14 protein-coding genes are annotated in these 15,666 nt (G+C 56.1%); 2 read left to right on the top strand and 12 right to left on the bottom strand.

Annotated elements, in window-relative coordinates:
* Positions 1-2: 2 nt before the first annotated feature.
* The 3 genes from ACZ5PT_RS04880 to ACZ5PT_RS04870 are packed head-to-tail and all read right to left on the bottom strand — an operon-like array spanning position 3 to position 4,693.
* Entirely contained in the window at positions 3-1,979 is a 1,977-nt protein-coding gene (locus ACZ5PT_RS04880) for a proton-conducting transporter transmembrane domain-containing protein (protein ID WP_464265688.1), read from the bottom strand.
* A complete protein-coding gene (locus tag ACZ5PT_RS04875; protein ID WP_464265687.1) occupies positions 1,972-3,969 on the bottom strand; it encodes a proton-conducting transporter transmembrane domain-containing protein in 1,998 nt (665 codons plus the stop codon). Before ACZ5PT_RS04875 ends, ACZ5PT_RS04880 begins: the two co-directional genes overlap by 8 nt.
* Before the next feature lie 46 nt (positions 3,970-4,015).
* A complete protein-coding gene (locus tag ACZ5PT_RS04870) occupies positions 4,016-4,693 on the bottom strand; it encodes a PTS sugar transporter subunit IIA (protein ID WP_464265686.1) in 678 nt (225 codons plus the stop codon).
* A 212-nt stretch (positions 4,694-4,905) separates the two neighbouring features.
* Between ACZ5PT_RS04870 and ACZ5PT_RS04865 the strand changes: the two genes are divergently transcribed.
* Positions 4,906-5,583 (top strand): PTS sugar transporter subunit IIA, encoded by a 678-nt coding sequence (locus ACZ5PT_RS04865; RefSeq protein ID WP_464265685.1) that lies wholly within the window; start codon positions 4,906-4,908, stop codon positions 5,581-5,583.
* Positions 5,584-6,004: 421 nt separating this feature from the next.
* On the opposite strand, the gene ACZ5PT_RS04860 is transcribed toward ACZ5PT_RS04865, so the two are convergent.
* The 6 genes from ACZ5PT_RS04860 to ACZ5PT_RS04835 form a co-directional block, all read right to left on the bottom strand.
* The gene (locus tag ACZ5PT_RS04860; RefSeq protein ID WP_464265684.1) at positions 6,005-6,994 is read right to left on the bottom strand and encodes a 4Fe-4S dicluster domain-containing protein; all 990 of its coding nucleotides are present in this window, start codon (positions 6,992-6,994) and stop codon (positions 6,005-6,007) included.
* Positions 6,988-9,018, bottom strand: coding sequence for a formate dehydrogenase subunit alpha (gene fdhF / locus ACZ5PT_RS04855; RefSeq protein WP_464265683.1), 2,031 nt, complete (start codon positions 9,016-9,018; stop codon positions 6,988-6,990). The genes ACZ5PT_RS04860 and fdhF overlap by 7 nt, the downstream gene beginning before the upstream one ends.
* On the bottom strand, positions 9,015-9,863 hold the full coding sequence (locus tag ACZ5PT_RS04850) for an FAD/NAD(P)-binding protein (protein WP_464265682.1): 849 nt from the start codon (positions 9,861-9,863) through the stop codon (positions 9,015-9,017). The genes fdhF and ACZ5PT_RS04850 overlap by 4 nt, the downstream gene beginning before the upstream one ends.
* A gap of 152 nt (positions 9,864-10,015) precedes the next feature.
* On the bottom strand, positions 10,016-10,399 hold the full coding sequence (locus ACZ5PT_RS04845) for a DUF2780 domain-containing protein (RefSeq protein WP_464265681.1): 384 nt from the start codon (positions 10,397-10,399) through the stop codon (positions 10,016-10,018).
* A gap of 298 nt (positions 10,400-10,697) precedes the next feature.
* The gene (locus tag ACZ5PT_RS04840; RefSeq protein ID WP_464265680.1) at positions 10,698-11,207 is read right to left on the bottom strand and encodes a permease; all 510 of its coding nucleotides are present in this window, start codon (positions 11,205-11,207) and stop codon (positions 10,698-10,700) included.
* The gene (locus ACZ5PT_RS04835) at positions 11,204-11,686 is read right to left on the bottom strand and encodes a permease (RefSeq protein WP_464265679.1); all 483 of its coding nucleotides are present in this window, start codon (positions 11,684-11,686) and stop codon (positions 11,204-11,206) included. Before ACZ5PT_RS04835 ends, ACZ5PT_RS04840 begins: the two co-directional genes overlap by 4 nt.
* A gap of 170 nt (positions 11,687-11,856) precedes the next feature.
* Between ACZ5PT_RS04835 and ACZ5PT_RS04830 the strand changes: the two genes are divergently transcribed.
* Positions 11,857-12,408 (top strand): NADH peroxidase, encoded by a 552-nt coding sequence (locus ACZ5PT_RS04830; protein ID WP_464265678.1) that lies wholly within the window; start codon positions 11,857-11,859, stop codon positions 12,406-12,408.
* Between the two features lie 551 nt (positions 12,409-12,959).
* Here ACZ5PT_RS04830 and ACZ5PT_RS04825 read toward each other — a convergent pair.
* From ACZ5PT_RS04825 to ACZ5PT_RS04815, 3 genes are read right to left on the bottom strand one after another with little or no spacing between them, the layout of a single operon-like run.
* Entirely contained in the window at positions 12,960-13,889 is a 930-nt protein-coding gene (locus ACZ5PT_RS04825; protein WP_464265677.1) for a hypothetical protein, read from the bottom strand.
* On the bottom strand, positions 13,886-14,914 hold the full coding sequence (locus ACZ5PT_RS04820) for an MlaD family protein (protein ID WP_464265676.1): 1,029 nt from the start codon (positions 14,912-14,914) through the stop codon (positions 13,886-13,888). The genes ACZ5PT_RS04825 and ACZ5PT_RS04820 overlap by 4 nt, the downstream gene beginning before the upstream one ends.
* Positions 14,914-15,654, bottom strand: a complete 741-nt coding sequence (locus ACZ5PT_RS04815; RefSeq protein WP_464265675.1) for an ATP-binding cassette domain-containing protein — start codon at positions 15,652-15,654, stop codon at positions 14,914-14,916. The genes ACZ5PT_RS04820 and ACZ5PT_RS04815 overlap by 1 nt, the downstream gene beginning before the upstream one ends.
* Positions 15,655-15,666 lie beyond the last annotated feature (12 nt).

Raw genomic sequence — 15,666 nt, 5'->3', positions numbered from 1 at the left:
TTTCAAAAGGTAAATAACGCCAGCAGCGTCATAACGGTCAGTGCCACGTAGAGCAGGTAAATAGCCAGAACCCCATTCTGGACAGCGGCGCGCGCTCGGCGGAACAGCTGCCCGATGGTTAGAAACAGGGGGCTCAACAGCCGGTCTAAAACCGCATCGGGGGTATGACTGACAAACTCGCTCTGTACCGGGAAAAGTTTCTCCACCCGCCCGCCATGACGTTCACTCCAGAGCCCGAAATTGAACAGGCGCACCAGGGAATCGGCAAAAGAACTGGCGGTGTATTGCATGCGCGGCGTCGGAAACTGGTAACCACAGCCCCAGGTTCCGATCTGTCGCGGAGCCCGCCGACTGCGTAAATGCAACCAGAGTCCCAAAACAGCCAGCAACAGCAGCAACAACCAACCACAGAGACCGATCCACTTAAGGGGGGCAAACAGGCTCGCTGGCAAGATGGCGGCATCAGAACCGGTCCAACAGGCCACCGCTGCGCGCAACAGTGGAGTCAAAGTGGTTGGTAGCAGACCGATCCCGGAGCAGGCTAAAAACAGCAGCAGCATCGGCCCGATCATCGTCGGCGAGGATTCGTCGGCCTGAGCCGCTGCTTGGCTACGTGGTTCACCGAGAAACGCGATGCCGAATACTTTGACGAAGCAGGCCAGCGCCAGGCCACCGATCAGGGCAAGCGCCGGGGCAGCCAGAACCGCAAAGCCGAGGACGGAAGAGGTTTGTTGCAATGGTTGAAACGCGCCCAAATAAATCAGCCACTCGCTGATAAAACCGTTAAAGGGTGGCAAGCCGCTGATCGCCACCGCGCCGCCAAGAAACAGAGCACCGGTCCAGGGCTGACGCTTGAGCAGCCCACCGTAATGATCGATTTCCCGACTGCCAACCGTATGAATCACTGAGCCGGCCGTCAAAAACAGCAAAGACTTGAATAAACCGTGATTGGCAACGTGCAACAGACAGCCGGCCAGACCGAGGGCGGTCAGTTCCGGCATCTGATAACTCTGTCCGAGCAGGGCCAGCCCCAGACCGAGGGCGATGATGCCGATGTTCTCAACACTGTGGTAAGCCAGCAAGCGCTTGATGTCGTGCTGCGCCAGCGCCAGCGCCACCCCCATGATGCCGGAAACCATCCCCAGCAGCAGCACGCTCCAGCCCCACCAGACGGGGATATCAGCAAACATCGAGGTGATCCGTATCAGACCATAGATGCCCATCTTGATCATCACCCCGGAGAGCAGCGCCGAGACGTGGCTGGGAGCGGCGGCATGGGCTCCGGGCAACCAGATATGCAGTGGCATCAGACCGGCTTTCATGCCGAAGCCGAACAGTCCGAGCAGAAAAATTATTCCGCTCCCTGCGACCGGCAGGCTACCTGCACCTGGAAACATCAGCGAACCTGATGCCTCACCCAGCAGGGCGAACATGGCAAACAGCGCCAAGGTGCCGGTGTGGGTGGCGATCAGGTAGATGAAACCGGCCCGGCGGCCTTCTTCTTTATGATCTTCGGTGGTAATCAGGAAAAAACCGGCCAGAGCCATCAACTCCCAACCCATCAGAAACAGGATGCTGTTATGTGCAGATAGCAGCAGAATCATCGCCCCGCTGATCACGCCGTAAAACAGGCGCAGCTTGCGCCCATTACCAGGGTGTTCAGACTGCGGCCAGTAGCGCAGCCCGTAGACTGAGCCGCAAGCAACGACCAGAAACAGGGGTAACAGAAACGCAGCGGTAATCGGATCGAGTCGCAGGGCGAAAGCTCCACCGGGCAAAGCCCAGTCGATGTTCAAGTGCGGCACCACGCCCTGACTCAGAGAGACAAGAACCGCAATCGTGCCACAGACGGCGCCGGCGATGGTCAGCAGACAGGCGAGGCGTTCACCGGCCCGGCCCTCTTTGCGGCTGAACACGCCTGGCACACCGGCCAGACTGATCAGCAGGGTCCCTGTCACAAACAAGCCCATTTCACCCATTTATGTGTCCCCCAGCCCAGAGGCTCCAAGCCATCAATACAACGCTGGCGATAAATATATAGAGCAGATAGATCGACAGTTTTCCCTGTTGCAGCCAGCGCAACTGATGGCACCGCTCAGCGACCCCCAGAAACAGGGGTTGTAGAATCCGAACCAGCACCGGATCACTCGATCGCTGGCTTAGTTCAACGGAAACAGGAAAGTGCCCTTTGACAGCGCCGCCACTGACGGCCGGGCGCATGAACTTCGGTAACAAGTGGCGAAAGGCTAACTCGGAGTAGGCTTCGCCGGTATAAGCAATACGCGGGCTTGGAAACTGATACCCGCAGCCCCAAGTCGCAGCCTGCGCCTGTGGTCGGAAGCGGCGCAGAAAAAACAGCAGCAGGGCCAGTAGCAGTAGCGCGCCCACCAATAGCAGGGCGCCATAGCCCAAGGGCTCAACCTGCTGCTTGAGAGAGGCAACAACCTCTAGATTGAGGCCGCTCACTTGGGATAACGGACGAGACAGCAAGGTCAGCGCCCCTTGCGGATAGAGCCCGATCAGCAGACAGCCGAGCAGAGGTAAGGCCATACTGATCAGCATCAGCAAGGGAGTTTCGTGGGCCTGTTCAGACGCCGCGGTTCGTGGTTCGCCAAGCAGACAGATGCCGATCAACCGCGAAAAGGTGACCAGGGCAAGAGCCCCGACCACGCCGAGCAGACCGAACAGCAGCAGCGGCAGCAGAGCACCAAAGCCGACGTGGGAAGCACCGGCAGCAGCCAAACCAAGGTAGATGAACCATTCGCTGACCAGACCATTAAATGGCGGCAGCGCAGCGATCGCCAGGCTGCCACCGATCCAGAGCAGACCGGTCAGCGGCATCCGCCGTAGCAGTCCGCCCATACGGTTCATATCCCGCGTTCCGGTTGCGTGCATCAGGGCGCCAGCACCGAGGAACATGACCCCTTTAAAGAGCGCGTGATTCCAGAGATGCAACAGCCCTCCGGCATAAGCCAGCAACGCAATCGTTGGATGACCTTCGGCCGTGGCGACCATGCCGAAACCGAGACCGAGCAGGATGATGCCGACATTTTCCACGGTCGAATAAGCTAGGCAACGCTTGATGTCGCTTTGTTGCGCGGCCAGAGAGATCCCGTAAAGCGCTCCGGTGGCACCGAGCGAGGCGAGCAGCCAGCCCCACCAAGAAGGTGCTGGCGGCAGCAGGCTGAGCATCCGTAAAATACCGTAGATACCGGTTTTGATCAGCACGCCGGACATCAACGCGGAAACATGGCTGGGGGCGGCCGGGTGTGCATCCGGCAACCAGATATGGATCGGGAACAGCCCGGCCTTGACGCCAAAACCGAACAGCGCCAACAGGTAAAGCAGCGCAGCACTGGATAGCGGCAACTGCGCCAGTGGGCCAAAATCGCTGAAGTTAAGGCTGTCGCACCAGCTACCAGCAAGAATAAACAGTGCCAGTAACAGCATCATGCCGAGATGTGCGGCCAACAGGTAAAGCCACGCCGCCTTGCGCACCTCTTGCTGGCGGTGGTTCCAAGCAACCAGGAAGAAGGAGCTGATGGTCATGATTTCCCAGGCGGCCAGGAACAGGACGACATTGGCGGCGGTCACTACCAGCAGCATGGCAGCTATCATGATGTTGAAGAAAAACCAATGTGGGCCCAGTGGCCGGCTCTCGCCGTCATGGCGCAGGTAAGGACCGGCGTAGAGGGTACAGAAGAATGACAAAACAGAGATCGGCAGGATAAAAAATGCCGCCAGCGGGTCGATCAGCAACGTGAATTCCCCACCGGGGACCGGCCAGGGCAAACTTTGCGCAAGGGTTTCACCGCTCAACAGAACCTTGAGTGCCACCAACCCGGACAGGCAGACGGCAAGCAGTGCGCTACCAGTGCCCAGCAGCGAGGCAAGCGGAGAACGACGGACCGGCAAAGCAACCAGGCTGCCGCCTAAAAGAATGGCTAGTGCAAAATAAAACAGGTTCATTGTTTCGACTCAGACTCCACGCGAATCTCACTCTTCAACTTCTCTATCAGCCTTTGATCTTTCCTTCTACTTTTGCCAGAGCCGCAAAAATCTTTTCTCTGCTGGCTTCGCTGTTCAGCACCTGGACAAACGCTGGATCCCGAAGGACAAACGCAACTCGGGAGAGCAGATGCAAGTGAGAGCGGAGGCTCGGGGCGATGATCGGCAACAGGATTGAAACCAGCTGTCCGTCTAGCGCTTTAAAATCGACCGGTTGTTCAAGAAAACAGAGCGTTACCGTCGGCCGCAGGACATTTATCAGCCCGGGGCTGCGGGGGTGGGGAATGGCGATACCGTTATTAATCGCTGTTGACGCAAGTTTTTCCCGGGTAATCAGCAGCTGTTCCAGATAGTGGCGATCAGTCTCTTCCGGCAGGCGCAAGTGCATGATCGCCGCGGAAAGGGCGTCCTCCCGACTTTTCCCTTCAATCCGATAGAAGACTCCACCAGCCTCCAGTGCCTGGTAGAGAGTTGGTAACGCTTCGTCCTCCGACTCAGGCTCACTGAACGCTTCAACCGCAACTCCCTTCCGCTGGGAGGTCGCCCATTCGAGCAGCTCGGCCCGGTTAAAACGATAGTTTTCATGGACCTTGTAGGCCGGCAGGATTTCTTGCTTGATCCAACGGTAAATGGTTTTTTCCGAGACCGAGAGCAAGGCCGCCGCATCTCTGACAGATATGTTCATTTATCCTCTTTATGTGACAAGAGTCACTTCAATGGGACATCTGTGGACACTATTGATTTCAACGAGACTATTGTCAAGAGAGAATTTGTTTCGACTCGTTACTCTCCGAGCGTCGTCAAACAGATCCTTGCGGCGGTTGACAGGCAAACATTCGACTTGGTAATCTCCGGCTGAATCCAATTATTTAGAAATATCCGCCTCAAAGGACAGTAATGAATACTTCGGTCAAAGACGCCGCCAATCTCTTGAGCGTTTCAGAAAAAACGATTTATCGCTGGATTAAACAGGAGATTGTCCCTGTCTACCGGGTTAACGAACAATACCGTTTCAACCGATCGGAACTACTCGAATGGGCCACCTCGCGGCGAATGGGAATTTCTCCAGATGCGTTCCACGAACCGGAAGCTGTTGGGACACCCTTGCCTAAACTGGTCGCATCGCTGGAAACCGGGGGAATTATCTACCGCCTTGGTGGAGAGACCCGCGAAGGGGTTATGTCCAACTTGGTTGACGAGTTGCGTTTACCGGAAGAGGTTGATCGGGATTATCTGCTCAAGGTACTGAACGCTCGGGAAGAGCTGGCGTCAACAGGAGTCGGCAACGGCATTGCCATTCCCCACCCCCGCAACCCGGTGCTGCTACATATCACCAAGCCGAGCATTTCCTTGGCATTTCTGGAAGATCCTGTTGATTTTCTCGCCCTGGACGGAAAACCGATCCATACGCTGTTCTGTCTGATTTCACCGACATTGCGGGCCCACCTGCATCTGCTTTCAAAGCTCAGTTTTGCCATGCGCGATCCCGGCTTCAAGACGGCGATAGAAAACCAGGGTAGCCGAGAGGAAATCTTTACCGCTCTAAAGCAGGTGAAAGAAATTACCCTTCGCTAAAAAAAATTTGACTCGTTCAAAAACACATCAACTCTTAATATTACTGAGGAAAGAATTTGTAAGCTAAGTTGCTTAGGGTTGTTCACTTAGAAGTTGTGCCAGGCGACCGGCGTAACCAGTAAGCCCCTTCGTAAATATCCGGTCAAAAGGGGTTGTCATATATCGATCGGAATTTTGATGAGGCCTGCTTCAGCCAAGGACTTAAAGCACATCCTTCGGCAGAAAGTTCGTCTCAAAACTTGTGAGTTTCTTGATTAACCGCCACCTCCATAATTTGGGGTGGCAGTTTTGTTTCATAATAGGTAGTCGCATTCAGTCATATATAATGCAAGGGTCACCTAAAAAAGATTTTTCCTGAAAAAGTGCTCCCGCTTTTTAAACAGATCAAAACCGTTAACGTTTGCCACCCTGCGCCCTGCGATCAGGTTGTCTGCGAAAAACGTTTTACTATTTCCTCAGCGATGGCAAATATCCCGATCCCGGTCGGACAGGCTCGATCACAGCGGCCACAGGCAACACAGCCGAGTTCTCCCCAGCGTTCAACATCCGCCGCAAGTTTGTGATGAATCCGCCGCCGGGTGCGCAGGGCTTCGGTGCCGAGGGGATTATGGCCGCTGGCTTCCCGCATAAAGGCATCCAGCTGGCAGGAATCCCAGACCCGGCTGCGTTCGGTTATTCCATCGGATTGACGGTCCTGGACACAAAAGCAGCTGCAGGTCGGACAGACGAGATTGCAGCCACTGCAGAGGATGCAGCGGTCAGCGATTTCCTTCCAGAATTCATCAGGCACCAAATCGTCACGTAACAGCCGACTGGCCTGTTGCAGGAGTTCTGTCGTTCCGCTGCCACCTTCACACAACTTACGCAAGGTAACAAGTTGCGCGCTGTCTGCCGCAGGGAGATTGTCCAGCAGCCTTTTCCCTTGCGGTGAATAGCCGACAGCCAGCCAGCCGTCTTTTTCAGCGACCAGTTCGAAATCGCAGTGTCCATCAGCCAACGGCAGATAATTATGGTTTTCACCGGCCGCACCGGTCAGGCCGATTAGCAGCGCATCGTTGCGCCGGCGCAGATAGACGTCGTCGGCCGGTGCTGTGGAAAAAAAGCGATCGAGAAAAGCAATCCCGGCCAGATCGGCCCGGTCCAGTCCGAACAGCGCCAAGGGGCTGTCCGCAGCCGTTGGCAGTTGACACGAGCCATTGGCGGAAATGGTTAACAGCGGCTCGGTTTGGGGGAAAAAGAACGCCGTTGGTTTGCGCTGAATCCGTGCCCCGCAAAGGGACAGCTGTCCACTGCCGTAGGCAGCTAACTGCCGGCTACCGTCAGGGAGGAGTTGCGGGACTTGGAGCCGAAATTCTGCGGCGATCTCTTCCAGCAGCTTTTTCAGATCGATTTGCTTCAAGCGTTTCAGCACGGCTCAATCCTAACCGCACAAACCTTGAATTCGGGGATTCCCGATTCAGGATCAAGGGTGTTGTTGGTTAAGGCGTTGGCCGCCCCTTCGGCAAAATGGAAGGGGATGAAGACCTGTCCCGGCGGAACCTTGCTGGTTAATTGAGCGGCACAGCTGATCGTTCCGCGGCGGCTACTGATACTGATCTGCTGTCGACCAGAAATATGGTGCTTTATCGCATCTTCAGGGTTGATTTCGACATAAGCGCCGCGCTCTTCCCGATCTAGCAGGTGGCTGCGGCGGGTCATACTGCCGGTGTGCCAGTGAAAATAGCTGCGACCAGTATTGAGAAAAAAGGGATATTCGGCATCAGGCAGTTCCATTGAGGGTCGATAGTCGACCGGGCTGAAGCGCCCTTTGCCCCGGGTGCATTGCTGGCGATGGAGGATCGGGGTGCCGGGGTGCTCGTTATCCGGACAGGGCCATTGCAAACCGTTCCCTTCCAAGCGCTCATAACTGATGCCGCCGTAGCTGGGGGTGAGAGCGGCGATTTCGGTCATGATCTGGTCCGGGCTGGAATAGTCGCTTTTTAACCCGCAGCGTTGCGACAACGCTGCAAGAATCTGCCAGTCGGCTCTCGCTTCGGCTGGCGGCTCAACCGCTTTGCGGCCGCGTTGCACCCGTCTTTCTGTTGAGGTGAAGCTGCCATTGCGTTCGGCGTAACAGGCTGCCGGTAGAATCACATCGGCCAACTGTGCGGTTTCGGTCGAAAAAATATCGATCACGGCGAGGAAGTCGAGCTGCTGCAAGGCTTTTTTGACCAGTGTCTGGTTGGCGTCGGAGAGCATCGGGTTTTCACCGAGGATCAGCATACCGCGTATTTTGCCTTCGGCTGCCGCTTCAATCGCATGGGTCGACATCAGCCCCGCTGTTTCCGGTAACGCCACCCCCCAGGCAGCGGAGAATTTCTGCCGGGCCGTCGGGTCCGCCACCTTCTGGTAGCCGGTGTAGACATCTGGCAATGCTCCCATATCACATGCCCCTTGGACATTGTTTTGCCCGCGCAGCGGATTGACGCCGGTGCCGGGGAGACCGAGATTGCCCGTCAGCAGCGCCAGATTGGACACCGCCCGCACGTTATCGACACCGTGGCTGTGCTGGGTGATGCCCATCGCGTAGACGATCATCGCTTTTTCCGCTTTGGCGAACAATCGTGCCGCTTCGACGATCTGATTTGGCAGCAAACCGGTTATTTTCGACACATGGTCAGGGGCGAACGGCTGCAGCGATTGTTGCAGGTCGGCAAAATTTTCCGTTCGTTCGGCGATAAAGGCGCTATCCTCCAAGCCGTCCTGGAGGATTTGCCGCATCATTCCATTCAGGAGCGCCACGTCACTGCCGTTTTGCTGGCGCAGGTGCAAGTCGGCGTGGCGAGAGAGGCGGATTTTACGACTATCGGCGACGATCAATTTGGCGCCACGTTGTACCGCCTGCAGAATCCGGCTGCCGATCAGGGGGTGCTGCTCGGTGGTATTGGAGCCGATGACGAAGATCAGCTCGGTTTCGTTAAAGCAACTCAAGCTGTTGGTCATCGCCCCCGAGCCAAGGGTTTCGACTAGTCCGGTCACGGTCGAAGAATGGCAGAGGCGCGCGCAATGGTCGATGTTATTGGTGCCGTAGCCGGCACGCGCCAGTTTCATCAACAGGTAATTTTCTTCGTTGCTGACCTTGGCCGAAGAGAGGAACATCAAGCTGTTAGGACCATACTTATCAGCAATCCCGCGCAAATTATCATGCACCAGGTCAAGAGCCGTCTGCCAGTCGCTTGACTGCATGGCCCCGTCTTTCTGGATCTGTGGCGTTTGCAGGCGGTCGGGGTGATTAACAAACGCATGGGCGTTCCAGCCTTTGATGCAGAGTTGCCCGCGACTGGTCGGGTGATTGCCGGCCGGCTCGACTCCGGTTAGCCGTCCCTTGCCATCACTGAGCAAGTAAAAATTACAGCCGGTGCCGCAGTAGGGGCAGGTGGTCAGGGTCGCTGTCATAACGCCCCGCGTAAATGTTCGATCTCTTCCAGCCAGAAGATCGGTCCATCGCAGCAGCAGGTCAGGTGCTCGATACTGCAATGGCCGCACTTGCCAACGCCGCAGCGCATCTGTCGTTCCAGCGACAACATAATCTGTTGCGGACCGGACAATCCCATTTTTCGCAGCTGCCCGATCACCGGTCGGTACATTGCAGGCGGCCCGACCACCACGGCGCAACAGTTATTCGCCTCGATTTGAATGTCGCTCAGCAGGTTGGTGATCAGCCCGGTTTCACCGTCGAAGCAGGAGTCTGCCGGATTGTTATCAACCGTATAGCGACAACTGAATTGGTCACTCAGGTGCCAGCCAGGCAGTTCGTCGCGAAACATCAGGTCTTGCGGAGAGCGGGCACCGTAAAGGATATGCACGGAATCGAAATCGTCACGCTGGCGATAACAATGCTGGATCAACGAACGCAGCGGCGCCAGACCGCAACCACCGGCGATCAGCAGCAACTGTTTGCCAGACAGGGCGTCAAGTTGGAACGGTCGGCCGAAGGGGCCGCGGATACCGATTTGCGCGCCCGGCTGCAGTTGGTGCAAGGCGCTGGTCAGAGTCCCGGCCTTACGCACCCCCAGTTCGAACTCGCCAGCGCCGCTGGGTGCACTAGCAAGCGAGATCGGCGCTTCAGTTAGCCCCGCAATCGAGACCTGAACAAACTGGCCAGGTTGATGATTCAGCTTGCTGCCATCACTCAGCTGTAAGCTGAACAGCTTTTCCTGTGGAGTCAGCGCGCTGACTGCCAGTAAGCGGCAGGGACGAGGGGCATAGAGAGAGGTCTGTGTCGCTGCTGTCTGATCCATGAATTATCCGCACGAGAGAAGTAAACCGGCATTCTAGCTGAATTAGCGCAGTCTGCAAAGCCAGCAGCGGAAAAATTGCTGTAATCTTTAGGGAAATGTTCGCTCAGGGTCGGGATTTTCCGTCGCTAACGGGAATCCCGACCCTGAAGTCTTTATTTCAGGACGTCTTCCAGCAAGGTGCCGAGACCATCCCCGCCCTTGCCTTTGACAAAGGAAAGGACGATGGGAATGAATTTAGCCGCCATGCCAGAATCAAGGTCGAGAGATTTGAAGCCACTGATCAACCCGGCCATGTCTCCCAAATGACCGGCCTTGTGACCAAATGCGGAGGCAATGCCGCCGATCGCGCTGGCCACTCCGCCCGGCTTCGGTGCCGCGGACAGCACGTCATCCATTTCCGGAATCAATTCAGCAACCCGGCCGAATTCATCAGGACCAAGTTTATCCTTGGCGAGATTAAAAATCATCCCGGCACCACCTTTGGCCTGCTCTTCCGAAACTCCTAACTGTTTGACGATTTCCTGTAGTAATTCCATGGATATTCTCCTTTATCGGAACTTGTCCCTGACAGCATTATCCCAAAGGCCGTCTGGTGAAAGTGGCAGGGGAATAAACAGTGAATTGCAGCTTGTGGGTGGGTCTTAAATTAGTACTGTGAAACGGCCGGAAGTCAAGTCCAGCGGAAGATCTTTAGCGCGCCACATTGAACCGAATCGGTGAGCTCTTTTGTCGGCCTCAATGCAGAGTGTGCGGGTAATTCGTTTAGGCAGAGGGCGGCTGGAAACGAAGAAGTAAAATCCATCATGCCACCTTGTTCGAAACAACAATCTTTGCTCAGAGTTTTCCCCCTCTACCTTCCATCAGCGCCTCAACCAGGAGACCGGTCGGAACCGCCAGCGCAATGGTGACCGCCGCGCGACCGAGGGAGAAGGGCCAGCCAAGAAAGCCGACTTCGATGGGGATCATCTGCAGTTTGACCGCGTAACTGGTCAGGACGATGGTGACCACTGCCCAGCGTGCGCCCTGTTTCTGGATGCTCATCAACAGCGGAAAGATAATGTAGGCCGGTCCGATCAGTACCGTTCCGCAGAGCGCCGCGATCAACAGCCCCTTGACGCCTCCTTCGCGACCGAGCAGGCGGACGATAAGTTCGCGACTTATCCAGACCTGCAGCAGGCCGACCAGGCCGAAGACGGCAGTGATCAGCAACAGCACCGAGACAAAGGTATTGGCCCCTATAGAGAAGGCATTTGCAGCGCGCTCCGGGGCAACGACGAAGGCCCAAAGATAAAGAGCGATGGTCAGCAGTAACAACCATTGGCTGCGCAGCAGGGTGCGGATCATAGCAGCACCCCGAGCAGCAGGCCGCAGAGCATGGCGGCGAGAAAGCCAGTGCCGTTACGCAGCAGCGCAAAACGAATGCCGAAGGTTTGGGCTTCGAACGGCAGGGTGATGATGCCGACGGAGATCCAACTGAGGATAAAGGCGGCAATCGCCGGTGGCCAGGCACCGGCGTCCAGCAGTGAGCCAGCCAGAGGATAGGCAGCCAGCGGTGGACCGATGGCGACCGCCCCGGCTGCGGTAGCGATCAGCAGCGCCTGTATGCCGCTCGATTCACCCAGCCAGCGACTGACCAGTTGCGGCGGCAAAAATTCCTGAAACAGGCCGACCAGACCGAAAACAGCGACCAGCAAGGGCAATAGTTTTAGTAGCGACTGCCCGCCAATCTTGAGCGATTGCTGACTTTTCTGCCGATCGAGGCTGAATAAAACCAGGTAGCAACTGCCGATCAGCAGCAGATAAATGAGTCCAACAGAGAACATAAAAATTGACCTGCAAAGTTGTTGATTGAGCGTTTGTGCAGTATCCTACTGTGAATGCAAACTGTACACAATGATCCAGATCAAAATGTTGACTTGACAGGGCAAACCAGTTCTGTATAATCTTTACCGATTTGGTAACAAATAAACTGATAAACCAAGGAGAGGAACCAATGAAAAAATTTGTTTGTACTATTTGTGGCTATGTTCACGAGGGAGATTGCGCACCGGAGTTCTGCCCACAGTGTAAGGCGCCAGCCGCCAAGTTTGTTGAGCAGGATGCTTCTGCCGGTCTGCAGTGGGCTGATGAGCACCGCATTGGTGTTGCCAAGGACATTGATCCAGAGATCATCGAAGGTCTAAAGATGAATTTCACCGGCGAGTGCACCGAAGTCGGTATGTACCTGGCTATGAGCCGTCAGGCTGAGCGCGAAGGTTACCCGGAGATCGGCGAAGCCTACAAGCGGATCGCTTGGGAAGAAGCTGAGCATGCTGCCAAGTTCGCTGAACTGCTCGGTGATGTGCTGGTTGCCGATACCAAGGAAAACCTCAAGGCGCGGATTGCCGCTGAGCATGGTGCTTGTCAGGGAAAGAAGGATCTGGCCACCAAGGCTAAGCAGCTTAATCTCGATGCTATTCATGATACCGTTCATGAAATGTGTAAAGACGAAGCCCGTCATGGTTCGGCTTTTGCCGGGATGCTGAAGCGTTATTTCGGCGAGTAATAGTTTTTATCGATAAATTGAAAAGGCCTTCCAGATGGGGGGCCTTTTTTTGTTGGAGTTAAAGGCGAAAACCGGCGGGTCCCGGCCCGCCAGCCGGGTTCATTTTCTTTGTGTCGACAAAGAAAACAGAACCAAAAGAAAACGACCCCATTGTTTCCGCCCGCTGCGCGGGAACCTGCGTTCCGCAGATATTTCAGGGCCGCTCCCATGCGCTGCGCTTAACCTCGCGGCAAACCTCCTGAAAAATCTGCTCCACTCCGGCGGAAGCAAAGGGGAGGAAAAGAAAAATTTAGCAATCCGCTGACCCCACCACCCCGTATGACGCCGCCGAAGAGCAGTGAAGCGGTGCAGGGTTTCGAAGAAAAACTGTTTGAGCCGTCAGGCGAGTTTTTTTCTGAGCTGCACAGCGCAGCGAAACGGAGGGAACCCGCCATGTTTTTGGCGGGCAAGGAGTTCGGGCGCATTTCTTTGCTTCGTTTCTTTGAGCGTACAAAGAAATGAAGGCGTCGAGCGGGGCCGCAACCCCGCGACCTTGACGTTGATTGAAATCGCTAAATATCACCAAGAGACAGGCGCAACCGCTCAATACTCTCCAGCAACAGTTGGTCGTTAGCACTGTTTGCTGCAGAATCCGCTTTTTCCAACAGCATTTTTCCCATGACCAACCGTTTCTGACTAAAAGCACTCCGCGCAGCCCGGAACAACCGATCGGCAGCCATTTGCTGATTTTCTGCCGCCAGATAGGCTGTCCCAGCCTTGTGCAGAGCAGCAACCATCTGCCGATATTGATGCGCCTGTTGCTGCAATAAACTTTGTTGATCGAAGGCAGCGGCGGCTTCAAGCGGTTGCTCCTGCAACAGAGCGATGCAGCCCTGCAGCCCTGCTCGGCTGGCGGCAATGGCGGGCTGACTGTCGCTGGTAGACAGCGAAGCGGTCTTGGCCAGTTCCTGCTCTGCTAGCAACAGATCCCCCGCTTCACAGGCGAGTAGCCCGTTCAATAGTTGGATTTGTCGACGCAGCTGTTGCCCGGTGGTTGAAGACTGGAGCAGTTGGCTCGTGATGCTGCGCGCGCGGGTTATATCGTTTTGCAGCCAGGCAAGCCTGGCCTCCAGCAGCAGGATTTCATCCAGACTTCCCCCCGAACGGCGGTTTTCGTTCTTGGCTTCCTGCAGCGAGCGGTCGGCTGCGGTAAAATCGTCCAGTTGCATCTGCGTGGCGGCCAGATTGAAGGCCGCATCGGAGATATCTTCAGTCCGATCCATCAGTCGACCCCGTTCCAGGGCGCGGGCGAACAAACTGCTGGCCAGGCGGAATTGGCCAAGATCAAAAGCATCGCGTCCGGATTGCATATTGTCGAGCCATTGCTGGTCGTTTTTTTTGCTTAGTGGTTCAGTGATGGGTGTTCCAGCGCAAGCGCTGAGCAACAGGCTAAGCAGCAGGGTACAACAGCAGAAGAGGAATAATTGCAATTGCCGGTTCATGGCTGCGGTCTTTCTGCGCCGATCTGTGCGCTGGGGATTTTACCGGGGCGCTGCTGCGGTTCTACATAATCACGCACCAGCCAATGTCGTTGCAGGCCAAGAGTCAGCCGTTCGATCTCGCTCAGGGTGTTTTTTGTCTGCAGCAAAAGTCCCGGCAGGGCCGTCAGTTCGTCACCGACCTCCTGAGCTATTGCCGGTAACTGACTGCTGGCTTGCTGCAGGTCACTCAATATCGAACCGGTCTGTTCCATCAACTCTGGCAATGGTTGCAGGTGTTCGCCCAAATCATCAGCCGCCTTGCCCAGTTTATCGCCGGTCACATTTGCCGTTTGTAGAACGTTCTGTAATTGATCCAGCGCAGCATCAAGTCTGGCCACAGTGCCGAGGATCTCCTTGGCCAAGGTTTGATCGTTGAGCAACATTGGCAGGGTCCCGCTGCCCTGTTCCAGGTTGCTGGCAATGCGGTTCGCTTTGGCCAGCAGGGTTTGTACCGACCCTGCTGGATCCCGTAATTCGGCGGCGAGCTTGGTGTACTCCTGCAGGGTTGGCAGGGTGGCACTTTCGACGCTGGCGAGAATTTCGGTCACCACGGTTTTCAGATCTTTTTCGGCGCTGGCGATAAGGACCGGTGTGTCGATCGGTAGTTCCGTGCCCTTGCCGCGACTGATCTCGATAAATTGACCACCGACCAAACTGATTGAGTGGCGGATAACCACCTTCGAGTCACTGCGGACAAAGGGATAAAAATCGGGGTCGAGGCGCAGTTCGGCAATCATCCGTCTTTCCGGGTTGATGTAGATTTGCTGCACCTGCCCGGCAATGGTACCGAGGATTTCGACATCGGCCTCCTCGCGTAAGCCGTGCGCTCCTTCTGTTGGCAGTAAAATCAGCAATTTCTTTTCCGGGGAAAACCAACGTTGGGCCCCGGCGATAAAGAACAGTCCCGTCAATGCCAGCAACAGGCTGACGATGACAAAACTGCCTGTTATTTCATTGACGTAGCGCAGTTTTCGACCTCTGTACATCAGCCCTCCTTGCGACTTAATTGCATGCGCGAGCCGAACATCGTGCCGCGCTGACTGGCGTTAATCGCCGGCTCATTCCAAATTTCTGCCGCACCGGTGGTCCAGATAATCGTCGTTCCTTTTTTGCGCGCGCTGCGCAGCGCATTGAGCAGTGGCGGCATGATTTCTGGATAAAGGTTTTGCGTCGGTTGTTCCAGAATCATCAGCTCCGGCTGGCCGCAAAAGGCTCGGATCAGCGCGGCGCGGTCAAGATCCTCGCTGCGGGTTTTGCTCGGCGAGCCGAGGGGCAATCCAGGCAGACCGAAAAAAAGCGCCAGTGCCGCCGCCTCAGCTTCAATCTCGTTAAGCGAGCGCAGGCTGTGATGTTGCTGCGCCAGGCAGATGTTGGCACTGACGGAAAGGGCGGAATACCAGTTCTGTCCGGCAAAGACCCGACCACAGCGACCGCGTTGGCTTGCCGCCTGCGCTGCAGAACGCTGCCGCCAGTCTTGGCCATTGAAGCAAACCTGTCCGTGGCGGGGATCGATTAAGCCCAGCAGCAGATCGGCCAGTGGCGTGTGCAGGTGGCCGCGTTCCAAGCGGAGCAGCAGGAGTTCTCCCGGCTGCAGGCTGAAATTGATTCCCCAGAGCGGGACGTCGTAGTTGGGATCCGGATCGGTCGAAACAGCGTGCAGGCTCAGCCTTGGCGGTTGTTGCGGCATCGGCATGAAGGTCTCTCTGCGCTGGGTTGCAGTCGTCATCCGAAATCCTTG

Source organism: Desulfuromusa ferrireducens, from assembly GCF_055389805.1.
This window is presented reverse-complemented; position numbering and strand designations above follow the sequence as displayed.